General features: G+C 43.3%; 23 protein-coding genes. 22 read left to right on the top strand and 1 reads right to left on the bottom strand.

Features of this window, described 5'->3' with window-relative positions:
* Positions 1–25 precede the first annotated feature (25 nt).
* From galE to LI164_RS11120, 3 genes are all read left to right on the top strand, one after another.
* A complete protein-coding gene (gene galE / locus LI164_RS11130; protein ID WP_227087137.1) occupies positions 26–1,042 on the top strand; it encodes a UDP-glucose 4-epimerase GalE in 1,017 nt (338 codons plus the stop codon).
* Between the two features lie 54 nt (positions 1,043–1,096).
* A complete protein-coding gene (locus LI164_RS11125; RefSeq protein ID WP_227087136.1) occupies positions 1,097–1,744 on the top strand; it encodes a VanZ family protein in 648 nt (215 codons plus the stop codon).
* A gap of 74 nt (positions 1,745–1,818) precedes the next feature.
* Complete coding sequence (locus LI164_RS11120; protein WP_227087135.1) at positions 1,819–2,541, top strand: hypothetical protein; 723 nt, start codon at positions 1,819–1,821, stop codon at positions 2,539–2,541.
* A gap of 43 nt (positions 2,542–2,584) precedes the next feature.
* Here the strand turns inward: LI164_RS11120 and LI164_RS11115 are convergent, their stop codons facing one another.
* On the bottom strand, positions 2,585–2,941 hold the full coding sequence (locus LI164_RS11115; protein WP_227082709.1) for a hypothetical protein: 357 nt from the start codon (positions 2,939–2,941) through the stop codon (positions 2,585–2,587).
* A 150-nt stretch (positions 2,942–3,091) separates the two neighbouring features.
* Here LI164_RS11115 and LI164_RS11110 point away from each other — a divergent pair, with 150 nt between their 5' ends.
* From LI164_RS11110 to LI164_RS11020, 19 genes are all read left to right on the top strand, one after another.
* A complete protein-coding gene (locus tag LI164_RS11110) occupies positions 3,092–3,334 on the top strand; it encodes a helix-turn-helix transcriptional regulator (protein ID WP_022302714.1) in 243 nt (80 codons plus the stop codon).
* Between the two features lie 135 nt (positions 3,335–3,469).
* Complete coding sequence (gene lexA, locus LI164_RS11105; RefSeq protein WP_330628978.1) at positions 3,470–4,051, top strand: transcriptional repressor LexA; 582 nt, start codon at positions 3,470–3,472, stop codon at positions 4,049–4,051.
* 188 nt (positions 4,052–4,239) lie between these two features.
* The gene (locus LI164_RS11100; RefSeq protein WP_069989235.1) at positions 4,240–4,485 is read left to right on the top strand and encodes a hypothetical protein; all 246 of its coding nucleotides are present in this window, start codon (positions 4,240–4,242) and stop codon (positions 4,483–4,485) included.
* Between the two features lie 561 nt (positions 4,486–5,046).
* Positions 5,047–5,397 (top strand): helix-turn-helix domain-containing protein, encoded by a 351-nt coding sequence (locus LI164_RS11095; protein WP_069989234.1) that lies wholly within the window; start codon positions 5,047–5,049, stop codon positions 5,395–5,397.
* Positions 5,398–5,405: 8 nt separating this feature from the next.
* Complete coding sequence (locus LI164_RS11090) at positions 5,406–5,732, top strand: hypothetical protein (protein WP_227087134.1); 327 nt, start codon at positions 5,406–5,408, stop codon at positions 5,730–5,732.
* A gap of 162 nt (positions 5,733–5,894) precedes the next feature.
* Positions 5,895–6,536: a sigma-70 family RNA polymerase sigma factor gene (locus LI164_RS11085; protein ID WP_227082706.1), complete on the top strand. Its 642-nt coding sequence runs from the start codon at positions 5,895–5,897 to the stop codon at positions 6,534–6,536.
* Positions 6,537–6,963: 427 nt separating this feature from the next.
* Positions 6,964–12,954 carry a SpaA isopeptide-forming pilin-related protein gene (locus tag LI164_RS11080; protein ID WP_227082705.1) on the top strand — a complete coding sequence of 1,997 codons (5,991 nt, stop codon included), beginning with the start codon at positions 6,964–6,966 and terminating at the stop codon, positions 12,952–12,954.
* A gap of 143 nt (positions 12,955–13,097) precedes the next feature.
* Positions 13,098–13,241 (top strand): hypothetical protein, encoded by a 144-nt coding sequence (locus LI164_RS11075; protein ID WP_162840612.1) that lies wholly within the window; start codon positions 13,098–13,100, stop codon positions 13,239–13,241.
* A 95-nt stretch (positions 13,242–13,336) separates the two neighbouring features.
* Positions 13,337–14,257 (top strand): DUF6017 domain-containing protein, encoded by a 921-nt coding sequence (locus tag LI164_RS16165; protein WP_320054971.1) that lies wholly within the window; start codon positions 13,337–13,339, stop codon positions 14,255–14,257.
* Positions 14,258–14,281: 24 nt separating this feature from the next.
* Entirely contained in the window at positions 14,282–14,671 is a 390-nt protein-coding gene (locus tag LI164_RS11065) for a hypothetical protein (protein ID WP_227082703.1), read from the top strand.
* The gene (locus tag LI164_RS11060; RefSeq protein ID WP_227082701.1) at positions 14,661–15,191 is read left to right on the top strand and encodes a PcfB family protein; all 531 of its coding nucleotides are present in this window, start codon (positions 14,661–14,663) and stop codon (positions 15,189–15,191) included. The genes LI164_RS11065 and LI164_RS11060 overlap by 11 nt, the downstream gene beginning before the upstream one ends.
* The gene (locus tag LI164_RS11055) at positions 15,188–18,250 is read left to right on the top strand and encodes a DUF4368 domain-containing protein (RefSeq protein WP_227087133.1); all 3,063 of its coding nucleotides are present in this window, start codon (positions 15,188–15,190) and stop codon (positions 18,248–18,250) included. Before LI164_RS11060 ends, LI164_RS11055 begins: the two co-directional genes overlap by 4 nt.
* Complete coding sequence (locus LI164_RS11050) at positions 18,247–18,591, top strand: TnpV protein (protein ID WP_227087132.1); 345 nt, start codon at positions 18,247–18,249, stop codon at positions 18,589–18,591. Before LI164_RS11055 ends, LI164_RS11050 begins: the two co-directional genes overlap by 4 nt.
* Positions 18,592–18,726: 135 nt before the next feature.
* A complete protein-coding gene (locus LI164_RS11045) occupies positions 18,727–19,557 on the top strand; it encodes a TraX family protein (protein ID WP_025483373.1) in 831 nt (276 codons plus the stop codon).
* Between the two features lie 300 nt (positions 19,558–19,857).
* Positions 19,858–20,382: a hypothetical protein gene (locus LI164_RS11040; RefSeq protein ID WP_015516227.1), complete on the top strand. Its 525-nt coding sequence runs from the start codon at positions 19,858–19,860 to the stop codon at positions 20,380–20,382.
* 127 nt (positions 20,383–20,509) lie between these two features.
* Positions 20,510–20,869 carry a DUF3847 domain-containing protein gene (locus LI164_RS11035; protein ID WP_055191773.1) on the top strand — a complete coding sequence of 120 codons (360 nt, stop codon included), beginning with the start codon at positions 20,510–20,512 and terminating at the stop codon, positions 20,867–20,869.
* Complete coding sequence (gene mobQ, locus LI164_RS11030; protein ID WP_060457860.1) at positions 20,835–22,331, top strand: MobQ family relaxase; 1,497 nt, start codon at positions 20,835–20,837, stop codon at positions 22,329–22,331. Before LI164_RS11035 ends, mobQ begins: the two co-directional genes overlap by 35 nt.
* Positions 22,328–22,630: a hypothetical protein gene (locus LI164_RS11025; protein WP_024729653.1), complete on the top strand. Its 303-nt coding sequence runs from the start codon at positions 22,328–22,330 to the stop codon at positions 22,628–22,630. Before mobQ ends, LI164_RS11025 begins: the two co-directional genes overlap by 4 nt.
* An 11-nt stretch (positions 22,631–22,641) precedes the next feature.
* Positions 22,642–24,490, top strand: a 1,849-nt coding sequence (locus LI164_RS11020; protein WP_227087131.1) for an AAA family ATPase, incomplete at its 3' end; no start/stop codon positions are given.

The following is a 24,490-nucleotide window of genomic DNA, read 5'->3' as shown; positions in this document are numbered from 1 at the left end:
GCATTACTCGGAGAGGAGAGGCATCATGGCAATATTAGTAACAGGTGGTGCAGGATATATAGGAAGCCATACATGTGTAGAGTTGTTGGAAAATGGGAAAGAAGTTGTAGTGCTTGATAATTTAAGCAATTCCAGTGAAGAATCATTGAACAGAGTAAAAAAGATTACTGGTAAAGAAGTAAAATTTTACAAAGGCGATATCTCAGATACTTCTATTTTAGATACAATATTTCAGAATGAAAATATTAAGTCCTGCATTCACTTTGCAGGTTTAAAGTCTGTAGGAGAATCGGTTGCAAAGCCATTAGAATATTATCAGAATAATATTGCTGGAACATTAACCCTTTTACAGAAGATGAGACAATATGATGTAAAGAATATTATATTTTCCTCGTCTGCAACAGTATATGGTGATCCTGCATTTGTTCCAATTACAGAGGATTGTCCTAAAGGGCAATGTACGAATCCTTATGGTTGGTCAAAATCTATGTTAGAGCAAATTCTTATGGATTTACATAAAGCAGATTCAACATGGAATGTTATTTTACTTCGGTATTTTAACCCGATAGGGGCACATAAAAGTGGACTTATGGGAGAAAATCCAAATGGAATCCCTAATAATTTAATGCCGTATGTAACGCAGGTTGCAGTGGGAAAATTGAAAGAACTCGGCGTGTTTGGAAATGATTACGATACACCTGATGGAACCGGGGTTCGTGACTATATTCATGTAGTTGACTTGGCTAAGGGACATGTAAAGGCACTTCAGAAAATTGATGAAAACTGTGGACTTAAAATTTACAATCTTGGAACTGGAAAAGGTTACAGTGTATTAGATATCGTAAAGAATTTTGAAGAAGCAACTGGAATGAAAGTTCCATATGCAATTAAAAAGCGTCGTCCGGGCGATATTGCTACTTGTTATTGTAATCCAGGAAAAGCGGCAAAAGAATTGGGCTGGAAAGCAGAAAATGGTATCAAGGAAATGTGTGAAGATTCTTGGAGATGGCAAAAGAATAATCCAAATGGATATGAGAATTAAAAATTAACTTGAAAAATGATTTTTCGCTGTATATTATAGGAAGGAAATGGTACAATGGTAACCAAAGCGATTGAGATATTGAACAGCATTATAAAAAATGTACTATCTGCATTGTACCAGCCTTTCTGGGCAGCGATTCTTCTTGCGTTTCTAGCAATGTTCCTGTATTTGTATGCAAAAGAACATGAATGGAAGAAGAACGATTTTGTTAGAAATATGTTTGCAACATGGTGGAGAGCATTTAGAAGTTCTTCAAATTTTCGCCGGACATTTTTATTAGCTTTTTATACAGCAATGATATTACTCCGAACAGTTTTAAATCGTGAGATATGGTTTGATCCACTTGGAAAGCTTTTTGGTGGATGGGGACTATACGAAGATGGACAGTTTACAACAGAATCTATAGAAAATTTCATGTTATTTGTTCCATTTTCTATTTTACTATTGTGGGCATTTCAAAAAGAATTACTTGATGAATCTGAGAATATTAGATTTGGAAAGACCGTTTGGGAAGCCACAAAAGTTGTAGCAGTATTTTCTTTTCTGATAGAATTTACTCAGCTATTATTCCATCTTGGAACATTTCAAATATCAGATCTAACCTATAATACACTTGGTGGAGCAGTAGGCGGTGTCATCTATTATTTGGGATATTATCGAAAGCAAAAAAATAAAACAAAAAACAGAGAAAGGCTATCGTAGCATTAGAGGGATAGCAGGGAATCCTCTGTTTTAGGTACAAGATGATTGGATTCACATGGAAATAGGAGTTGAAAATGGCAGGAAGACCAAAAAAGAAACCAGAATATAATCCAGAACTTCAATTTAATCATTTTCTTCAAGAGTTAAGAGCTGCCTATGAAGAAGCAGATTCTTTAAGATCGCTGGCAGATGAGCTAAATATTAGTCTGCTTAAACTCCGTAAGCTACTTATTACTGCCGATGTGTTCACATCAGATATATGTACAGAAATCAATGCTCTACATCAGTCAGGAAAAAAGATTCCGGAGATTATGAAACTCACAGGTCTTTCCAGAGCATCGGTTCATTCCTATCTGCCCTACACTAAGGGACTTTATAATGCAGCAGAGATAAGTCTAAATGCGGAGCGATGCCGGACATATAAGAATAGACAAGAGCAGGTTCGGCTTCTACAGGAAATACCATCAGAGGAAAATCTGTGGCAGGCTGTGATTGCATTTCAGGATTATCCATTTAAAACGGCAACAGGATTACCGTTTCGGTATAAATTAAAGGTTGGTAAAAACGGAGAGTATAACAGAGAGCTGATGATAGATCGTAGAGAGAAAAGTAAGAGTCTTTCCTGGAGTAGTGTGGTGCTGGCATTTGAAAATAGTAAGAGGATTTCAGAAGAAGTGAAGAAACCGAAAGCACTTGGAGATATTAGAGGAGTTTCATATATTTATTCGATACTATGGCGATTTGGCTTGATCAGAGTGCCGGAAGCAATAGAGAAGAAAATGGGAAAGCAGAGATGAATCCCTGCTTTATTTCCTGCGAGTGATTAGATTAACATGGATATTACAGGGCTTCTTGCAAAATAGAAAATGCATCAATGATTCCTTGTTTGTAGGCAATCCGTATATATTCTATAGATGCAATGTTTTCTGCTGTGATAGCGGCATCAACCGCATCCCATTGTTGGGGAGTTAGATTTAGATCTTGCATTTTTTCATTGGCTTTATTACAGTTTTTCTGAGCTTTTTGATATTTTTTATCTTGTCTGAGTGCGTCAGGTAATCCTGTTTCCATGCGAAAAGAGGCAAGCTGATCGAGAATACTTTCTGATGATGACAGAGTGTTTTTAGCATTATGAATGAAATATTCTGTGAGTGCTTTATAGAGATTCTTTTTTAGTTTCTGTTCTTTTTTGCTCATTAGATAAATTCCTCCCTTAAGGTTGTGCAAGTAAATAACGGTATAACGTTAATTTATCATCAGTTTGCGGAAATGTCAACGGCACACCGTTAATAAACGAAAGGGAAATCCTTTATACTGAATATATATTGTGATTTAAGGAGAATTTACATGACGTATTCAGATGCCATAATAAAGAGATTAAGTGACTTGTGTGCTGACAGAGGGATAACAATAAACAGACTTGCAACATTATCGGGGATTACACAATCAACAATCAACAGCATGATGAATGGAGAAACAAAGAATCCTAAACTGAAAACTTTGCGTAAGATTGCCATGGGCTTAAATATGACTGTTTCTGAATTGCTGGATTTTCCAGAAATGAATGAAATGGAGTTCGAAGATGAATGAAAGAAAATATGTTCGATAAAATTTGGAAAATGTATTGACTTACGTATATATGTTCGGTATAATACAGCTATCAGAAACGTATCGTTTCCGATAGAAAGGTAAGGTGAAAAGATGCGGCATAAGAGCGAAAAGTTAATGCAGCAGATATTGAATTACGCTGAGAAGTTTTTATTGCTGAATCATCGTTCACCTTATACCAGCGAAATTGCAGATGCGCTCGGTATAGTCAAGAGTACAGTATACAGATACCTCGTTGAGATGAACGAAAGAGGAATGTTGAGCTACCATAACGGGGAGATTGTTACTGAGAGGACGGAGAAGTTATCTCCGGATACAAAACCGGCGGCGGTGCTTGGATCAGTGTCCTGTGGTATGCCGCAGCTTGAGGAGGAATATGTAGAAGAATATGTTTCTCTGCCGGTTTCACTATTTGGAGATGGAGAGTTCTTTATCTTGCGGGCGAATGGAGATTCTATGACTGGAGCAGGTATCCATAGTGGAGACATGGTTGTTATCCGGAAGCAGAATACAGCTTCAGATGGTGATATCGTTGTTGCCCTGGTGGAGAATGAATCGACATTGAAGCGGTTTTTTCTTGATACGGAAAGAAGGTGTGTACATTTACATCCGGAGAATCCGAAGTATCCGGAAATTTACACGCAGAATTGCAGTATTCAAGGTGTTGCTGTTCATGTGATTAAGTCATTGCAAAAGTGATGACAGAGTGACAGCAGCAGGTGTAAGTTGCGATGAGATTGTCAGAGCAGATCCCAGTGAAAACAGGATATAACAGGTGGCATGGCTCGATGCTGCGGAATCACCTGTTATTTACTCATCAACGGTTTTCAATTTCCCTTATCCGTTTGAGTGATAGTATGTGTAGATATTACTTGGAGGATTGATTGATGAGCGAAGAAGATGTATTAGTTGTAACCTGCCCGGTATGTGGCAAAGTAACTCAGAAAAGTATTTTTACCTATTCAGAAGTGAGATGTCAGCGATGCCACAGAGATCTGACGGCATTTGCAGACCTTGGTGTTGTAGTTGGCATTGATATGAATAAGAAGCGTTCTAAGGAAGATGTAGACCGTCTGGAGCGTTATATGACACATCTGGTAGGTGTGATTCGGAACTGTAAGAGTTCTGATTGAATGACAGCATGGATGGTCAGAAGAGAATATTGGATGCAAAGAATGAGAATATTTATGAACTGTAAGATTGGACAGCAGAATCCTCAGATGCAGCGTAGATATTCAAGAGTTTGCTGAACGTGTTGGAGATGGCACAGAATCATCAGGAACCCGGCAAAACATATGCAGCTATCTGTAAAAAGACAGGAATATTGTCTTTATACAGAAGAAGCATGATGTTTTGCCGTTTTTTTATGTTTAAAAATGGAAATTTATGTGAAAAAACTGTGTATTTGTGGACAAAAAGATTTCAAATGTGTTAAAATTCATTTGCATTAATCGTAACAATTATTTGACTTCACAGACATTTAGAGGTTCGATACTTTTGGTTTATTTCGTTTGATACAGGTGTAGTGTCCTGCCGGAATAAACGGTAAATGTATTTTACACAGACATCATAGGCAGAGGATGACAGAAGTTGTGCCTAATCAAGCCTATGATGCATGGAATGTAAAATCTTTGCTGTTTATTCCGGTTTTTTTGTTCTCAGAAGATTATGTCAGAAAGGGGGTATTGCACGATTTGAAAGAGATACGATCAGAAGAACGGATTGCCTTTGGAAATTCGCTGAGCGAGAAGCGTAGAGAAAGTGGTCTTTCTCAGGAAGAACTGGGACAGATCATTGGCAAAAGTTCTAATGCAATATCCCGATATGAGAATGCAGAGAACACTATGGATGTACATACTTTTGCAAAGACAGTGAATGCCTTGAAAATAAGCCCGTATGAGTTGTTATTAGAATTGGAAGAACCGGAGAGAAATCCAGAAGTCGTATCTCTGATCTTTGAACTGGGGAGGCTGGAACATAAGAAACAGAAAGTGGTACTGGAAACAATGAAAGCGATGATAAACAGTCTGTCCTCAATGGAATAGAAAATTTTATGCCGTTGCAGATTCTTTTTTATGAAGAGTTTGCAGCGGTATTTTTTTGTTTTTTACAGGTTCCACAGATGTGTGGTGGAAAGCATAAAGATTCCCCACATCTGATGAGGTATAGCAAAAATGTTTATTTTATAATCATTTCATCAACAGCAGACAGGCTGATAAGAACAGGAGGACAGAAGATGACACTGGAAGAAGAACTGAGATTTCGCCGGATGTGTCCCTATGATGCTTTTGGAGATTACTCGGATGTATTGAAGGAAATTCGTCAGAAAGAGAAGGAGAAAAAGACGGATACCGTATCAGTAACAAATAGAAATAAATAAGACTGGATAAATATGGTGTAACACTTATGTCATAGGTTTCCATAGAGAAGGCAGCAGGCTGGAACTTCGGTTCCGCTAATAAAAAAAATTAGCGGAATCGGGGTCTATTTAGCTTAGCTGCCTTTCTTTTTGCCACCGATTCAGCAGGAAAGGTGGCAAATTATGCTGACATTAAGAGATTTAAAGAAAATGATCCAGACACCGGAGAAGAACGAAAAGATACCTACGGATAGGCTACTGAAGGAGAAAAAGATTCCTGTAGTTGTTTCTAAGAAGATTGGAAATGGAGAGGGCATGGCACTGGTAACTGTGTTCCAAAATGGGTATGCGATGTATCAGACAGCAGGAAGAGTAACGGTTTTTCCGGTGAGTAGCTGTCGATATGAGTATGAATCGGTAATGAACGGAAAAACAGTCCGGATGGAAGAAAGTTTCTTTGATGAAAAGGAATGGTATCTGAGTCTGTTAATGATCGGGGAGGACCGTATTGTCAGCAATAGTTTAAGTCGTGACCGTAACCATAAATGTTTTTCTTATCATGCGATTGCAGAAGATTATGGGGAGCTGGAAGACAAACTTACAAAAATAGAGGAACAGGTCAGTCAGGAGCAGATGGTTGAACTGCTGATGAGTGTATTGACGGAAAAACAAAAGGAGATATTGAAAAAGGTTTACTGGGAACAGAAAACGCATAAGCAGATTGCGAGTATGTATGGAATGAGCAGAAGCAGCGTGTCTGATGCAGTGCATAAAGCATTAATGAAAATATCCAGGAGTTTTGATGAAAATGGAGAACCGAGATGATTTTGAGAAAAAAATAAAAAAATTTCAATTTTTGCCGTCCAAACACCCTCTGAAACTTGCAATTAGTGGAGAGGTAAACATCTGAAAGAAAATCTTTAAGATAATCCCAATCCGGCGAACCTTGATAATTGAATAAAAGGTCAGAAGGGAGCGGATGCTCAGTTACGCATTCTGCGACCAGCAAAAGTTTTCTTCTGATCGGAAAATGCTCAATCCTTATTTTTGTTATGCCCGGTTCGCCGGGCGATGACAGTAGACTATGCGCCGGAACTTGTGCATGATGCAGGCTCCGGCGTATGACTGTGCTGTTATCAGAAGTGATGTTCGCACAAATAATTTAAAACGGAGTGATGCTTATGATTGTATCAGACAGGTGAAAACCTGTAAATCAGTAACAGAAAAATAAAACAAAGTGAGGTATTGAGAAATGAAAGGATCTTGGAAAAGAGTAATGTCTGGTGTGCTGTCTGTTCTTACGATTGCAACCACAGTATTTCAGCCGATTACAACTTATGCAGCGGAACCGGATAATACGGCTTCTTCTTTTGAATCTCAGTATCCGGAACTGGAAACGGTGAAGGATAAACTGGCAGAGGATGAGATTGTGACAGCCAATGATTATACGGTGGAATATGGTTCTGATTTTGACATCAAAGTTGATTTTTCCGGTATAGAGGGAATTAATGATGCTAAGGTAAAGATAGAACTTTATGAAGCGAAGAATGAAGCAGGTGAAGATTTTGATACAGGCAGGGCAGATACTTATAAAGCAGTTTATAAAGTAGAGCCAGTTAGTGGAAATCCGTCTTATCGTGTCAGCAGAAATGTGACAGTAAGGGAAGCGGAAACGGAAGCCGTAACAATGTCAAATACTTCTGAGAATACTACGGGTGAAGGTAATGCCGGAGAAACGGAGGATATTGGAACTGCAGATGATGAAGAGACGGACAGGCAGACAGAAACAGAAGTAGTGACTGATCTCACAGAAGAATCAGAAACAACAACAGACGAAGAAACTGGACTGACAGTTTCTGATGTGATGGAACAGGCTGACGAAGAAGGGATTGACCTTTATTCCTTAGATGAAGGGGAATCAGTTACTTTTATGGCAAGGGTAGCATCTACGACAAGCACCAAGAAAGTAACAGTGACAAGAGGAGCCTGCTATCAGTATTCTGATTATGGTTACGGAAGTTATCTGACTTATCAGTACACTGTAAAGTTTGGAAGTGTTTCTGCTACTGCTTACTGTATTCAGCCGGAAAAATCCAGTCCAGGAAGTGGAACTTATGATATTACCAAGCTGAGTGATGGTAAGAAACTTGCGAAAGTCTGCTATTACGGAACAAAGGCATCCGGTGATGATGGATTTTTTACAGAAGAGAATGGCTATGGAAATCTGAGTACAGGAGCAAGATTTATCCTGGTGCATCTGGCAGCATCTTATGCTAACAGCGGAGATTCTGCGTTTTCCGGTGCAAGCAGTAAAGCAAAAACACTTGCTATGAAACTGTACAATTACTGTATTTCGCAACCAAATATTCCGGATGTTGAGATGAGCTTTTCAGATGCGAATGTGACTGCCTATGTGGATGGCAGCAGCCAGAGGACAAAGGAGATTACTTTTAAGGCAGATGAACTGCAAAGTATCACAATGAAACTTCCAAGTGGAGTAAAGCTTCATAATGTGACAACAGGAAAGACAAGCAAGGCAGGAGAATCCGTAGTGATCAGTGGCGGAACAAAGTTCTATCTGTCTGCACCGCTTACTCAGGTAAGTGATGTAGCAGGAAGCTGGTCTATCACAATGAAAGGAAGTATCACAAAAGATTATTCTGCTTATAAGATCAGTACCGGTTCTGGTTCACAGGATCTGGCATTGGTGTTTGGTGAGGGTGTCGATGATGAAAAGTATGTGGATTTTAAAGTGACATGGGTACAGTATGCCAGTGTGAAAGTCATTAAAAAGGATTCCAAAGCAAATGCAAAACTGTCCGGAGCTGTATTTGGATTATACAGTGATGCAGATTGTAAGAATCTGATTACAAAACTGCCTGCAACGGATGCGAATGGAGAAGCATCTGCACAGATCGTTAAGACACAGGATACCGTTTATTTGAAAGAGATTACTGCACCAAGCGGTTATCGTATTAATGCTACAGCCTACAATGTGAAGCTGGAAGTCAGCAAGACGACTACGGTAACTGTTCCGGATGAAGAACAGCTTGGACAGCTTACTGTATATAAAGAGGGTGAAGTTCTCACAGGTGCAGATGTGACAGAAAACGGAACAACATTCCGATATGAAAAACGCCGACAGAAAGGTGCTGTTTATAATGTTTATGCCGGAGCAGATATTACAACTGCTTATGGTACAAAAGTTTACAGTAAAGGTGATCTGGTAAAGGAGAATCTGACAACAGATTCCAATGGTGCTGTGATTCTTAAAAATCTGCATCTTGGTACATATGTTGTAAAGGAAGTACAGGCTCCGTCCGGTTTTTATAATGCAGGGGAAGAAAAGACAGTAAAACTTGCTTATGCAGGACAGAATGTAGAAGTGGTATTTTCTGAAACAACTTTTACGAATGACAGACAGAAAGCAGAAGTTATTGTGACAAAGCAGGATAAGGATACAGAAAATCCTCTGAACGGAGGTATTTTTGGAATTTATGCTGCCAGTGACATTACAAATGTGGACGGTACTGTAGTTGCAAAGAAAGGCACACTGATTGAAAAGGCAACCACTGGAACAGATGGAAAGGCAAAATTCAATGCAGATCTTCCGCTTGGATTTTCCTATGAAGTTAAGGAAGAACAGGCTCCAACAGGATATGTGAGAAATACGGAAGATGTTTACCAGTTTGCTTTTTCATATACAAACGATAAGGAAGCAAAGGTGACATTTAACCATACTTTTAAAAATGAACGTGTGACAGCAAAGATCTCTTTACAGAAGCTGGATGCAGAAACAAAGAAAGCAGTTCCGCAGGGAGATGCGACTCTGGAAAAAGCAGTTTATGGACTGTATGCCAGAGAGAACATTGTCCATCCGGATGGTGCAACCGGTGTGATGTATAAAGCAGGAGATCAGGTGGCAACACTTACTACGGATGAAAATGGACAGGCTTCCGTCAGCGGGCTGTATCTTGGAAGTTATTATGTGAAAGAGATTACACCACCAACCGGTTATCTGGCAGATGAGAATGAATATGACCTTTCCTGTGATTATGAGGGGGATATGACTGCTGAGGTGAAGCGTGAGTGTACTTCGCTGGAACAGGTAATGAAACAGCCATTTCAGATCATCAAAGCAGCCAATAATGGAAAGACCGATGCGGATTTACTGAAAGGGGCAGGATTTAGTGCTTATCTGGTATCTTCTCTGAAGGTGAAAGAAGATGGCAGTTATGATTTTGATTCTGCAAAACCAGTAGTGATCGGAGATAATGGTGCAACGGAAATCTTTACAGATGAAAAAGGATATGCCTGCAGTATTGCAATCCCATATGGAACATATGTAGTGCGTGAAACAACAACACCGCATAATTATACTCCGGTAGATGATTTTACAGTCAGCATTACAGAAAATAATCCAAACACACCGCAGACATGGCGTGTGCTTTTAGATGATGAATTTGAAGCCAAACTGAAAATTATCAAAAAGGATGATGAAACAAAGAAAGCGGTACTCCAGAAAAATACAGAGTTCAAAATCTATAACATGGACACTGGAAAATATGTGGAGCAGGTAACGACTTATCCGACTACTGTGAAGCATAAGTCTTATTTTACAGATGAGGATGGATATTTGATCCTTCCACAAAATCTGAAAATCGGGCATTACCGCATTGAGGAAGTAAATGCACCTTATGGATATACGCTCAATGAGAATTACTATGAGGTTGATGTGGATTCCAATACAGCATATCAGATGGACGGTACTTCCGGGGATGTGATCATCGAGGTTTCCTATGAGAATCATCCGGTAAAGGGTGAATTGAATATTGTGAAAAAAGGTGAAGTTCTTGATGGTTTTAAAGACGATTTTACTTATCAGAGTGAGAATCTGGAAGGTGCAGTCTTTGAGGTTTATGCGGCAGAAGATATTTATACTGCGGATTTCCAGAAAGATGACAATGGAAACCGTATCTTAGAGTATGCTGCCGCAACACTGGTAGGAACGGTTACAACTGATAAAGATGGAAAGGCACAGATTGCGGATCTTCCTCTTGGAACTTATAAAGTTGTCGAAAAGACAGCACCAGATGGTTTTGTGTTAAATGAGGAAGCACAGACAGTTACTTTCTCTTATAAAGATCAGAATACAGCAGTGATCGAGCAGACAGCAGCCTTTGACAATGACCGTCAGAAGGTAGAAGTATCTGTTGTAAAAAAAGATGCAGAAACGGATGCGGTTGTTGCTGGTGCAGAGTTTGGTCTGTATGCGAAAGAGGATATTCTGGTACATGAAAATGTGCTTGTGAAAGCAGATACACTTCTTGGAAAAGCAGTAACCGATGAAGATGGCAATGCAGTCTTTGACCTTGACCTGCCATTTGGCAAATATTATATCAGAGAACTTGCAGCACCGGCAGGTTATGTATCTTCGGATGAAACACTGGATGTCACTGCGGCTTATCAGGGACAGGATGTGAAAGTAATAAAACTTGCATCTGAATTTAAAAATCAGCCGACCAAAATCACAGTGAAAAAATCTGACATCACAACAGGAGTTGAACTTTCCGGAGCAACACTGACAGTTCTCGATAAGGATAAAAATGTAATAGATACATGGAAATCTGTAAAGGGTGAGGAACATCTGATTGAGCGTCTGACTGTGGGTGAAACATATACTCTTCGTGAAGAAATGGCTCCTTATGGTTATCTGAAAGCGGAGGAGATTACTTTTACTGTAGAGGATACTGCTGAAATCCAGAAAGTGGAAATGAAAGATGATGTGCCGACTGGAACGCTGATTATCAATAAGAAGGGTGAATTTCTGGAAAAAGTATCTGCACTTGATTCTGTAGGTGGATGGCTCAGCCATTTATTTGAATATATTTCCGGTTCCCTGAAAGAAGTTACTTTTGAGGTTTATGCACTGGAAGATATTAAAGCTGCGGATGGTGAGAGTGAAGATTATTACAAGAAAGATGATCTGATAGCAACGATTACGACAGATGAAACAGGAGTAGCAAAACTGACAGATCTTCCACTTGGCAAATATTATGTCAAAGAAAAGGAAACGGCAAACGGCTATGTACTGGATGGTACAGCTCGTGAGATTGACCTGACATACCGGGATCAGGATACTGCCGAGGTAACTTATTCTTCCGACTGGCAGAATAACCGTCAGAAAGCGGAAGTAAAGGTGCTGAAAAAAGAAAAGGATTCTGACAGGGTACTGGAAGGTGCAGTGTTCGCTCTTTGCAATAAAGAGGACATTGTAAATGCAAATGGTGATGTCATTCTGAAAGCAGATACCGTTATTGAGGAGCAGGCTACGGACAAAGAGGGAAAACTGACATTTACGGCAGATCTTCCGATTGGTTACACTTACTATGTCAAAGAAACTTCCCCGGCACCGGGATTCGCAACAACGGATCAGGTACAGGAGTTTACTTTTGAATATGATGGTGCAGATAAGGAAACACGGTCTTATGAGTTTACCTTTGAAGATGAACCAACAGTTGTGGAGATTACAAAAACTTCTTTGACTGATGGAAAGGAACTGGAAGGGGCGAAACTGGAAGTGACGGATGAAGATGGCAAGGTGGTAGATTCATGGACTTCCGGGAAAGAGGCTCATATCATTAAAGAGCTTGTTGCAGGAAAGAAGTACACTCTGACGGAGACAAAACCGGCAGATGGCTATGTGACTGCGGAGAGTATTACTTTTACAGTAGAAAATTCTTCTAAAGCACAGAAAATCGAGATGAAGGATGATGTGACGAAAGTGCAGATTTCCAAAACGGATATTTCTGGGAAGGAACTTCCGGGAGCGAAGCTGACTATCCTTGACAAAGACGGAAAGGTCGTAGAAAGCTGGACTTCTGAAGAGAAAGCACACTATATCGAGATGCTTCCGATCGGAGAATATACACTTCGTGAAGAAACAGCACCGGACGGTTATCTGGTGGCAGAGGATGTGAAGTTCACTGTAAAAGATACCGGGGAAATTCAGAAAGTTGTGATGAAGGATGAAGCCAAACCGACGGAAACGCCAACGGAGACACCAACAGAAACTCCTTCTGAGACACCGGAAACAACGGAAACTCCATCTAGTACAATATCCACTGATGCACCAAAAACAGGGGATGACACCCAGGTGATGTTCTGGATTCTGCTTGCAGGATTAGGAATAATCGGATTTGGAACATCTGCGGTATATTTACGTAAAAAAAGGAAAAAATAAGTAACTGTAAGGTTTTGAAACAGGATAGGGGCATTTATGGGCAAAAACAGTTCATAAATGCCCTTTTTCATAACAGATATATCTGTGGAAAAAGCTGGTAGTGGCAGATTCACAGAAAAAGAAGAACAGGAGGAACAGATAAAATGAAAACAGTATTGATCGCTGCATCTGTTGCAGTGTTTTTGGTATATGGATTTGTCATGTACTGCTGTATCAAAGTAGGTGCAGAATCGGAGAAAGATTATGACAGACTGACAAAAGGTGAGGGAAAGGAAAATGGCGGTTAAGAATCATTGGAAGCCATGTAAGGGCTGTCCTTATGGCAAATATCATCCCTGCCTTGGATATTGTATTGCAAAAATACTGAAAGAAGTGAAGGAGCATCGGAACACCGGATAAAGACTGCATATTTCCTTACCATTATGGGGAGGAAGCAGAACAATATACTTTTTACCGGATTCCTAAAGTTCTTTTTACCAGTCCGAAGTTCAGAAAGTTGTCCTGTGAGGCAAAACTGCTGTATGGATTGTTACTTGACCGGATGCAGCTTTCTGTGAAGAACCGATGGCTGGATGCAGATGGAAAGGTTTATATCTATTTTTCCCAGGAACAGATTGCGGAAATGATGGGTTGTGGGCTGAAAAAGGTCGGAAGCCTGCTTGCGGAGCTTGACAGCAGAAAGGGAATCGGACTGATAACGAGGATACGGCAGGGTTTGGGAAAACCGGACAGAATTTATGTACGACGGTGCATCTGTGTAGATTTATCAGAAGGGAATATCCAGACACGTCAAAATGACATTTCTGGATATATCAAAATGACAGATACAGATATGTCCAAAGTGCCGGGTAATGATACTGATAAGAATAAGACTGAGATAAATGATACTGAGTATCTATCTTTTCTTTCTGCGGATGAGAGTGAAGAAAGCCGCAGGAAACAGATAGAAAGAGATGCGTATTACAAAATTATCTGTCATAACATCGGGTATGAATACCTGACAGAAGAATGTGACAGGGAGATGCTGGATGAGATTGTAGCATTGATGGTGGATGTTATCAGCTCAGACCGGGAATTTATCTGGATTGGCAGGGACAGGAAACCATTTGATGTGGTAAAGAGCCAGTTTTTAAAATTAAATGCGGAGCATATTCGGTTTGTGATGAAGTGCCTGAGAGAAAACACCAGTAAGGTAGTGAATATCCGGCAGTATCTTCTCACAGTTCTGTATAATGCACCGCTTACAATCAGCAATTATTATTCTGCACTGGTACAGCATGATCTGTATGGCAATGAAGATTAATTTTGTGTAAAGGAGTAGACGAAAATGAAAGAAAAGGATAAAGTGCTTCAGGCGTTATGTGATGGTCTGGGCGAAAAATATGAAATTATGATGATTGATCTGGAGCGTTGTATTTACAGAAATTTTGGAAATCGTTTTGAGGTAGAAGTCAGTGGAGTACATACAACCAAACAGCACAAAAAAGCAACGATTTATCTGTGGTGCATGGATGAGGCAAATGACCATGGATACATCATTAAAAAAGTTAGCGATGTTCCAAGAAATAGAATTGGCAAAACGGTTGAAGAATTGTATGAATACAGTGAAAACCTGATTAGTCAGGGATATGACTGTTATGAGAAGGTACAGGTTTATCTGAAAGAGCTGGCAAAGAAAGAACAAATTAAGAAAGAGGAGGACAACGGTGCAAGATGAAGTAAATGAAAAAACGGTGTCCCTGTGCATCCGAGGTGGAAAGATAACTGCCCAGTTGTTAAAAGCTGCCATGCGGAAGGCTCTTGCTCAGATGGAACAGGAGAAAGCTAAACAGAAGCAGCAGAGTAAAGTACAAAAACAGCGGGATGACAGGACGAAAGATAAATCCTATCGTGGAAAACAAACCATGGAGAAGCTGATGCGGCAGAATGTACAGCTTTCTAATATTGAAATTACTGATGGGAATATCAAATCTTTTGAACGGGTGGCGAAAAAGTATAGTATTGATTTCAGTCTGAAAAAAGATACAACAGCAAAACCGCCGAGATATTTTGTTTTCTTCAAAGCAAGGGATGCAGATGTCATGACCGCAGCATTTAAGGAATACACTGGTAAATCTCTCAATAAGACAAAGAAACCGTCTGTAAGGACAAAACTGAAGGATGCGATCACACAGGCGAAGGATAAGAACCGAGAACGGGAGAAAACGAAGCAGAAAGAAAAGGAGCCGACACTATGAACCGATTTCAGAAGATGCGTAAAGTATGCAAGGGGTATCTGGAGAGAATCCCGCCACTGCTTATGCAAGGCTTTCAATGGGGAGCTGACTGGCTGAGAGAAAAAATCTTAGATTTAGGGGAATATCTGAAAAGAAATTCCCTGCGGATACTGGCATTGAATACTCCTTATGTCATAATCTTTTATCTGGTAGATAAAGAAGCATGGCTGTATCAGTATTGTCAGGGAGATTCATCGGTGGAACGGCTGATGGTGCTGCTTTTGAATTTTCAAATGGCATTTACTTCTGTTCTGCCGAGCATAGAAAAGATGCCACTACTGGCAGGTTTTACCGGGGCATTGGCTGTAAAATTTCTGGTTATGATGAAGATGAAAAATGCCAAAAAGTTCCGACAGGGAGAAGAGTATGGTTCGGCAAGATGGGGAACTGCAAAAGACATTGCACCCTTCATCGACCCAATATTTGAAAACAATATTCTTCTTACTATGACGGAAAGGCTGACCATGAACAGCAGACCAAAGCTGCCGAAATTTGCAAGGAACAAGAACGTGATTGTAATCGGTGGCTCCGGTTCCGGTAAGACGAGATTCTATGTAAAGCCGAATCTGATGCAGATGGGAAAATACATCAGTTATGTCGTGACCGATCCCAAGGGAACGATTATCATTGAGTGCGGCATGATGTTAGTAAGGAATGGATATAAGATAAAAGTGCTGAATACCATCAACTTTTCAAAGAGTATGCACTACAATCCTTTCCATTACATCCGGTCAGAAAAGGATATTTTAAAATTGGTGAATACGATTATGGTAAATACGAAAGGGGAAGGCGAGAAGTCCAGTGAAGATTTCTGGAGTAAAGCGGAACGCCTTTTATACTGTGCTTTGATTGGTTATATCTGGTATGAAGCACCGGAGGAAGAACAGAACTTTGCGACACTGCTTGAATTTATCAATGCCAGTGAAACAAGGGAAGATGACGAAACCTTTAAAAATGCAGTGGATATGCTGTTTGAAGAACTGGAAAAAACAGAGCCGGAACACTTTGCGGTACGTCAGTATAAAAAATATAAATTAGCCGCCGGTGTTGTATGCTCTAAAAGACTTCTTAATCAAGCGGTTGGGAAGTCTCTTAGAACACACAACCTAAAACCGAAGAAAGGAGCGCAAGTTATGAGAAAAAACGAGAAAATCACAGCTCTTTATGAGCGATTGAGCCGTGATGACTTTGGCAAAGATGATGACCAACAGCGTGAGAGCAATTCCATTTCCAATCAAAAAGCTATGTTGGAGGAGTTCGCCGCACGGCAGGGCTTTACAAACATTGTCCATTTCACAGACGATGGCATTAGCGGCACCTGCTTTGACCGCCCCGGATTTTTGGCAATGATGAAAGAGGTTGAAGCCGGGAATGTGGAGTACCTGTGTATCAAGGACATGAGTCGCATGGGTCGTGACTATCTGAAAGTCGGTCAGATTATGGAAATCCTGCGTCAGCGTGGCGTTCGCCTTATCGCCATCAATGACGGCGTGGACAGTGCCAGAGGGGACGATGATTTTACCCCTTTCCGCAACATTATGAACGAGTATTACGCCAGAGACACCAGCCGTAAAATCCGTTCCACTTTCCAGTCCAAAGGCAAGTCCGGCAAGCACCTCACAGGCACGGTCATTTACGGCTATCTTTGGAACGAAGCCAGAGACCAATGGTTGGTTGACCCCGAAGCCGCCGAGGTGGTCAAGCGCATCTTTGCCATGACGATTGAGGGCTACGGTCCGTATCAGATCGCCAGCAAGCTGAAAGAAGAAAAAATTCTCATTCCGTCCGCTTACCTTGCCCAGCACGGCGAGGGCGTGAACAAGAATAAGACTTTCAAAGATGTGTACGGCTGGGGTTCTTCCACCATCTGCAACCTTCTTGAAAAGCGTGAATATCTGGGACACACCATCAATTTCAAGACCCGAAAGCACTTCAAGGACAAGAAAAGCCATTATGTCCCGGAGGACGAATGGACGATTTTTGAGAATACGCACGAAGCCATTATTGACCAGCAGACCTTTGACCTTGTGCAGAAAATCCGTGGGAATGTCAGACGCTACCCGGACGGCTGGGGCGAAGCAGCTCCCCTCACAGGCTTGCTTTATTGTGCCGATTGCGGCGGCAAGATGTATGTCCACCGTACCAACAACGGCAAGCGTATTTCTCAATATACCTGTTCCCAATACAGCAAAGTCCCAGTTGGAAAGCTCTGCACGACACAGCACCGTATCAATGAAGATGTGGTACTGTCCCTTGTTTCCGAAATGCTCAAAGCTATTGCCGAATATGCCAAGCATGACAGAGCCGAGTTTGTCCGTGTGGTGCAGGAAGCACAGTCCAGCCAGCAGACGGCAGAGGTCAGGAAACAGCGGACACGCCTTGCCACAGCAAAGCAGAGAGTTTCCGAGCTGGAAGTCCTGCTCTGCAAAATCTATGAGGACAACATTTTAGGCAAGCTGTCCGACAGCAGATACGCCACTCTGGACGCTCAATACGAAAAGGAACAGTCCGAGCTTACCGCTGAAATCTCTGTTCTGGAAAAGGCTGTCAAGAGCTATGAGAAGCACGAAAAGGACGCTGACCGTTTTATCGCTCTGATTGGTAAGTATGAGAACTTCGACAAGCTGACCATTGCCATGCTCAACGAGTTTATCGAGAAAATTCTTGTGCATGAGCGTGACCGCAAAGGAAGTATACAGACCACACAGGAGGTTGAGATTTACTTCAATTTTGTTGGGCGTTTCGTTCCCCCGGCGTTTGGAGAAGTGGAGCTGACCCCGGAGGAATTAGAAGAAATCCGCAAGCGAGAGGAACGCAAGGACAGACTTCATCAGAACTACTTGAAGCGTAAAGCCAGCGGAGCGCAGAAGCGATACGAGGATAAAATCAAGGAGCGGAAAAAGGCAGAAATCGAAGCCAAGAAAGCCGCCATTCGTGCAGAGGACATTGCAAAGGGCGTGTTCGTCCCTGTCAGCAGCTTACCGCAGAGAGAGCCAATGAAAGGAGTACAATCAGCATGAATATCACTTACACACAGAACGGCGATTATCTTATCCCGAACATCGTTATCCGCAAGACCAAGCCCATCGGACACTACGGCAGACTTCGCAAGGCGTATCTGGAAATGCACCGCCCGATACTGTTCAATGAACTGGTGCTATCCGACAAGCTCTTTGAACATTGTGCCGAGATTGACGAAGCGGCACGAAACCGCATGGAGCTGATCGTGCGGTCACTGGCAGAGCAAAACGGCGTGACCGAGCAACTAAAAGCCAAAAACCAAATGGAATGGGTGCGGCAGATGAACGCTTGCAAGGCACAGGCAGAGGAGATTGTGAAAGCAGAATTGATTTATGATTGAGTGAGGAAGTCCGGGCAGAAAACTGTTCGGACTTTTCTCATATATTCCAAAGTTGCGATAGAATTGTTCACGAGTTTTATGGTATAATTTGAATGCGAAAAATCGTAGAATTGGAAGTTGGTAGGAGGTTGCTTTATGAGCCTTGATAGGAAAATAAATCGCATTCAATTTCTCTCAGGAAATTCGCTAAAGGTTATTGCTGTACTGACAATGCTTATTGACCATCTATGTAAAATTGTGCTGCAATGGCTGCTATCAAACTACTGGGGGGCTATGGCAGATAACGGGCAAATGTCGTGGGAGAGATTCCGAGAGATAGATTATTTCATACGGTTTGATTTGCAAAGCATTGGGACGATTGCTTTTCCGCTATTCTGTTTTTTGCTGGCAGAAGGATTCCAACACACAAGAAGTAAAAAACGCTATATTGGGTTGATGCTTGCATTTGCCCTTATTTCGGAAGTTCCATTTGACATAGGTTTCTTTAGTGCGTATTCACGAATGGAAGATACATTTCCGTTTTACTTGAAGTATCAAAATGTATTTTTCACCTTGTTTTTAGGCTTATTGACATTGGTATGCCTTGAAAGATTTTCGTGTAAATCAGACCTACCGGTGGATAGAATAAAATCAGCAGTCCTGCAAGTTCTCAGTGTAGTGCTTTTTTCCGGCATTGCGGAAGGAATCCATTGTGACTACGGTATGCAGGGGATCTTATTCATATCAGCATTTTATATTTGCCGTAATCACCGAATCTATCAAGTGTTGCTGTTCCTTTTGGCTTACATGGGGACAACGGGGAATCAACCGCCTTTATGTACGCTTCTTGCCTGCTTGCTTATTCTGCTATACAACGGAAAGCGTGGTAAACTGAAGCTAAAATACTTCTTCTATGTTTTTTATCCAGCACATATCCTTGTCCTATATTTGATTCAGATAGGACTCGGAAAATACTTACTGAAATGACTAATTGCAGTTTGTCGAGAAATTAAGCCGGAGCAAACCCCTTTAGGAACTAAAGGGCGCACTTCTATACTCTCTGTCGAGAGTAGTGCGCCCTGCGGAGCTTCATTCTCCGTCAGCAGAAGAAAACTGCATGACCGAGAATGTTGCGTCACTTCGTTCCGTCAAGGTGGCTACACCCCCTTGCGCCGCTAAAGCGGCTATCCCCTGTGGACTTGCCGTCCGCAAACGGTTTTGACAAACCGTTCGCCGCCAGCAAGTTTGAAAATCAAGAATCTTAATTTGATAAAGGAGTGTGATTCTATGAAAAAGAAATTACCCATAATCCTCTTGGGTGTTATTTTGGCTTGTGTGTTGGTTTTCGGTTTCCTTTATGCAAACAATGACATTGGTAAAACCGCAAACAGTTTAGAAGCAGACATTCGCCAATCTCAAAAAATTTTGGATGATTGGATTGTTGATGGAAGCATTTCCGACACAATGGCTGCATTTATTTCTTACCCACAGGACAAGACAGACCACACTTTTTCTGTCTATGTAAATCGCCCTGGCTTGTCTTTTGGATATTTCTTCCGTGGTGGTGGAGATATAGTTGAGGTTGATGATTACATTGCAGAGTTTGTTGTTGAGGGAAATAACGAAAGGGCATTTATCTCAATGAATACCCAAAATATTGTTCGACTTGAAGTAGATGATGGCAACGGCATTCAGGTGATTGATATTGATAGTGGCAAGCCTTTCGCCATTGTCCTGCCCCTCAATGTAGGAAACATCTGTTTCTATGATACGAATGGAAATGTTGTGGAATATCTTCGCCAACAACTTTGACCAACTTCAATTTACCGAACTGAACACAACAACTGAATACCGAAAAACTGACCGTTGACTGGTCGCAATCTGCGAAAAGTTGACGGTCTTTTTTTATCCCCATTTTCAAAAAAGGAGGTCACGAAAAATGGCAAAACCGAAAAACCTTGAACAGCTCCGAGCCGAAAAGGAACAGGTCGAGACACAGCTTGCACAGGAACAGCACAAGCTGGAGCGTCTGGAGAACAGAAAGAAGTATCTGGAGAAAGGCGAGAGACAAAAGCGCACCCACCGTCTTTGCAATCTGGGCGGCACGATTGAGAGCCTTGCCCCGGAGTTCAAAGATCTCACACGCACCGAAATGACGGAGCTGATGGAGTACATCTTTTCTCTGCCCGAAGTCCAGCGAGCCGTCCGTCACATGGCGATTACCCACATCAACCAAGCGAGCAGAGGAAAGGAGCAGAAAGCCGATGGCACTATTTCATCTGAGCGTCACGCAGACTAAGCGAAGCGCAGGACAGTCCGCTATTGCTTCTGCCGCCTACCGTGCCGGGGAGCGATTGTATAGCGAGTATTATGGCGAATACAGCGACTACACCCGCAAGGGCGGCGTGATATGCTCCGACATTCTCCTGCCGTCCCATGCACCGAAAGAATACGCAGACCGTCAGACCCTATGGAACGCCGTGGAAAAAGCCGAGCGTGGAAAGACGGCACAGCTTGCATACAGCTTTGACATTGCTTTGCAGAATGAATTTTCCCTTGAGGAAAACATCGCTCTTGCAAGGCAATTTTTATTGGAGCAGTTTGTGAGCCGTGGCATGGTGGTTGACTTCGCTGTACACCAGCCAGACAGAGAGGACGGCGGCATACCCAATCCCCATTTTCATGTGCTTTGCCCCATCCGTCCCATCGAGCAGAACGGCAAATGGGGCTGTAAGCAGCACCGAGTTTACGAGCTGGACGAGGACGGCAACCGTATCCGGGACGCAGATGGAAACTTTGTGTTTAACGCCGTTCCCACTACCGACTGGGGCAGTCCCGAAACGCTGGAATACTGGCGGCAGACATGGGCGGAGCTATGCAACGCCAAGTTTGCTGAAAAGGGGCTTGACGTTAGTATCGACCACCGAAGCTATGAGCGTCAGGGCGTGGAGCTTCTTCCCACCGTCCATGAGGGCGCAACCGTCCGGGCAATGGAGAAGAAGGGCATACGCACCGAGAAAGGCGAGTTCAACCGCTGGATCAAAGCCACCAATGCCGTTATCCGGGACATTAAGAAGAAAATCGCTCTCCTGTTTGATTGGATTGCCGAAGCAAAGGTGGAGCTTGCCAAGCCGCAGGCACCCGACCTTGTTTCTCTGCTGAACGCCTATTACACCCAGCGCAGAGCCGGGGCGTATTCCCAGAAAGGTAAAATCAGCAATCTAAAGGAGATGAACGAGACTTTCAATTATCTTCGGAGGAATGGCATTTACTCCCTTGAAGATTTGGAAAGCCGTGTCAGCGAACACAGTGCTGCCACAGAGAGCTTGAAGAAAACGCTGGATGAGCAGACGGCACGAATGAAAGCGATTAAGCGGCTCTATGACAGCTCCGCCGCTTTCCAGAACTTGAAGCCTGTCTATGACGGCTTGCAGAAAATCAAGCTTGAGAAGCCCAGAGCCAAGTACAAGGCAGAGCATGAAGCGGAACTGATACAGTTCTACGCCGCCAGACGAAAGCTGACCGGGGAGTTCCCAGACGGCAAGGTGGATATGAAAAAGCTGTCCGACGAGTATGACGAGCTGGAACAGGCGCACAACACCACCTATGGCGAGTTTAAGACCGTCAGAGACGATTTACACCGCCTTTGGAAGGTCAAGTCATGTGTAGATACTGCCGCCCGATTTAACGAGCGTACAGAGGAACAAAAGCTCCAAAATCGACCCCAAACACGACAGAAAAAGGAGGATATGACACGATGAAAAAATACGACTGGAAGAACGAGTACAACCCCATCCGCAGAACGGCAAAACGCCTTTTGAGCGGAGAAGCTTTGACCGATGGCAGACCGCTTTCCGACCTGATCGAGCTGGACGAACACACCCGGAAATGCCTTGCCTTTGAAGCCACCCTCACCGACCGCCAGATTGATATGTTGCAGGAGCTGGGCTATCTGCCTGTTATCATGAGACAGTACGGCGAGGAATGTGCGAACTGCCCCTACACGCTGGACGAGCGTGAGCATGGCATTTGCAGACGATGCGCTGTTTTCAAGAAGTAAGGAGGACGCCCATGCAGTACACCCAAGCACAGATCGACCGGGCAAACGCCGTCAGTCTGGAAGATTTTCTCCGCACACAGGGAGAGACACTTATCAAAAGCGGACGGGAATACCGCTGGAAAGAACATGACAGCCTGACCGTCCGGGGAAACAAATGGTTTCGCCACAGCCAGAGCAAGGGCGGCTATCCTATTGATTTTGTCATGGAGTTTTACGGCAAGTCCTTTCCCGAAGCAGTCCAGCTCTTAACCGGCGAAAGCGCCGAGGGACAGAGCGAAGCCAGCACAGCACCGCCCACAGCGTTTCACTTGCCCTTGCACAACAGGACAGCCGACAGAGCAATCCAATATCTCACAGAAAGCCGAGGTCTCAACAAAACGCTTGTTGAGGCTTTTCTTCTTTCCGGGGATATTTACGAGGACGCAAAGCGGCACAATGTTGTGTTTGTCGGCAGAGACCGAAGCGGTACGCCGAGATACGCCCATGTGCGAGGAACGGCAGACCCATTCAGACAGGACATTGCCGGGTCTGACAAATCCTATCCGTTCCACTATGAGGGAAACGGCAACCAGCTCTTTGTCTTTGAAGCACCGATTGACCTTTTGTCCTTTATCTGCCTTTATCCGCAGGACTGGCAGACAAGGAGCTACCTTGCCCTGGGCGGCGTTTCAGGCAAAGCCCTTGACCGTTTTCTTTCTGAACGCAAGGACATCCGAAAAGTGTTCCTCTGCCTTGACAGCGACACCGCAGGAAGTGAAGCCTGCACCCGGCTGGCACAGGACATTCCCGGCGAGATCGCCGTCATTCGCCTTGTCCCGGTAAGGAAAGACTGGAACGATGTTCTCCGTCAGCAAGGGGACATTCCCAGCCGCAAATTCATAGCCGAGACAATCACGCTGCGAGAGCTGCCCACCGCCCAGCCTGTCCCCATGCTCCGCATGGCAGATGTGGAGCTGACGAGCGTGGATTGGCTATGGTTTCCGTATATCCCCTTTGGAAAGCTGACAATTATCCAGGGCAATCCCGGCGAGGGCAAGACCTACTTTGCCATGCGCCTTGCGGCGGCTTGCACCAATCGAAAGCCTTTGCCCGGTATGGAGACACTTGAGCCTTTCAATATCATCTATCAGACCGCCGAGGACGGTCTGGGTGATACCGTCAAGCCCCGACTGATAGAAGCAGACGCAGACCTTGAACGAGTGCTTGTCATTGACGATAGAGACACACCGCTGACCCTTGCCGATGAACGCATAGCAAGGGCAATCCGGGAAAACAGCGCAAGGCTGGTTATCATTGACCCGGTACAGGCTTTTCTGGGTGCAGATGTGGACATGAACAGAGCAAACGAGGTGCGCCCGATATTCCGCAGTCTGGGAGACATTGCACAGGCTACCGGGTGCGCTATCGTGCTGATCGGACACCTCAACAAAGCCGCAGGAACGCAAAGCACCTACCGGGGATTAGGGTCTATCGACATTACGGCGGCAGTCCGCAGTCTGCTCTTTATCGGCAAGCTGAAGGACAGCCCCACAACGAGGGTGCTGATCCATGAGAAAAGCTCCCTTGCGCCGCCCGGACAGTCCATTGCCTTTTCTCTGGGAGACGAGAAAGGGTTTGCGTGGATAGGAGCTTATGACATTACCGCTGACGAGCTTCTTGCCGGGACGGACACCGCCAAGACCGAGAGCAAGACCGCACAGGCGCAAATGCTCATTCTGGAACTGCTTGCGGACGGAAAGCGTATGCCGAGCGCAGAACTGGAAAAGGCAGTCAATGAGCGTGGGATTTCCTCACGCACCATGAGGACGGCAAAGAGCCGTATCGGGGACAGACTTGTGACCGAGAAAGACGGCACAGCAT

This window comes from Dorea sp. 210702-DFI.3.125, from assembly GCF_020560945.1.
Lineage (GTDB): Bacteria > Bacillota > Clostridia > Lachnospirales > Lachnospiraceae > Dorea > Dorea formicigenerans.
Note: the sequence above shows the minus strand (reverse complement) of the source record. Positions and strands in the feature narration are given on the sequence as shown.

What these genes read in the sequence shown, in the direction of transcription:
- galE (WP_227087137.1), top strand. Translation starts at nt 26, where the DNA reads ATGGCAATATTAGTAACAGGTGGTGCAGGATATATAGGAAGCCATACA.
- LI164_RS11125 (WP_227087136.1), top strand. Translation starts at nt 1,097, where the DNA reads ATGGTAACCAAAGCGATTGAGATATTGAACAGCATTATAAAAAATGTA.
- LI164_RS11120 (WP_227087135.1), top strand. Translation starts at nt 1,819, where the DNA reads ATGGCAGGAAGACCAAAAAAGAAACCAGAATATAATCCAGAACTTCAA.
- LI164_RS11115 (WP_227082709.1), bottom strand. Translation starts at nt 2,941, where the DNA reads ATGAGCAAAAAAGAACAGAAACTAAAAAAGAATCTCTATAAAGCACTC.
- LI164_RS11110 (WP_022302714.1), top strand. Translation starts at nt 3,092, where the DNA reads ATGACGTATTCAGATGCCATAATAAAGAGATTAAGTGACTTGTGTGCT.
- lexA (WP_330628978.1), top strand. Translation starts at nt 3,470, where the DNA reads ATGCAGCAGATATTGAATTACGCTGAGAAGTTTTTATTGCTGAATCAT.
- LI164_RS11100 (WP_069989235.1), top strand. Translation starts at nt 4,240, where the DNA reads ATGAGCGAAGAAGATGTATTAGTTGTAACCTGCCCGGTATGTGGCAAA.
- LI164_RS11090 (WP_227087134.1), top strand. Translation starts at nt 5,406, where the DNA reads ATGCCGTTGCAGATTCTTTTTTATGAAGAGTTTGCAGCGGTATTTTTT.
- LI164_RS11085 (WP_227082706.1), top strand. Translation starts at nt 5,895, where the DNA reads ATGCTGACATTAAGAGATTTAAAGAAAATGATCCAGACACCGGAGAAG.
- LI164_RS11080 (WP_227082705.1), top strand. Translation starts at nt 6,964, where the DNA reads ATGAAAGGATCTTGGAAAAGAGTAATGTCTGGTGTGCTGTCTGTTCTT.
- LI164_RS11075 (WP_162840612.1), top strand. Translation starts at nt 13,098, where the DNA reads ATGAAAACAGTATTGATCGCTGCATCTGTTGCAGTGTTTTTGGTATAT.
- LI164_RS11065 (WP_227082703.1), top strand. Translation starts at nt 14,282, where the DNA reads ATGAAAGAAAAGGATAAAGTGCTTCAGGCGTTATGTGATGGTCTGGGC.
- LI164_RS11055 (WP_227087133.1), top strand. Translation starts at nt 15,188, where the DNA reads ATGAACCGATTTCAGAAGATGCGTAAAGTATGCAAGGGGTATCTGGAG.
- LI164_RS11050 (WP_227087132.1), top strand. Translation starts at nt 18,247, where the DNA reads ATGAATATCACTTACACACAGAACGGCGATTATCTTATCCCGAACATC.
- LI164_RS11045 (WP_025483373.1), top strand. Translation starts at nt 18,727, where the DNA reads ATGAGCCTTGATAGGAAAATAAATCGCATTCAATTTCTCTCAGGAAAT.
- LI164_RS11040 (WP_015516227.1), top strand. Translation starts at nt 19,858, where the DNA reads ATGAAAAAGAAATTACCCATAATCCTCTTGGGTGTTATTTTGGCTTGT.
- LI164_RS11035 (WP_055191773.1), top strand. Translation starts at nt 20,510, where the DNA reads ATGGCAAAACCGAAAAACCTTGAACAGCTCCGAGCCGAAAAGGAACAG.
- mobQ (WP_060457860.1), top strand. Translation starts at nt 20,835, where the DNA reads ATGGCACTATTTCATCTGAGCGTCACGCAGACTAAGCGAAGCGCAGGA.
- LI164_RS11025 (WP_024729653.1), top strand. Translation starts at nt 22,328, where the DNA reads ATGAAAAAATACGACTGGAAGAACGAGTACAACCCCATCCGCAGAACG.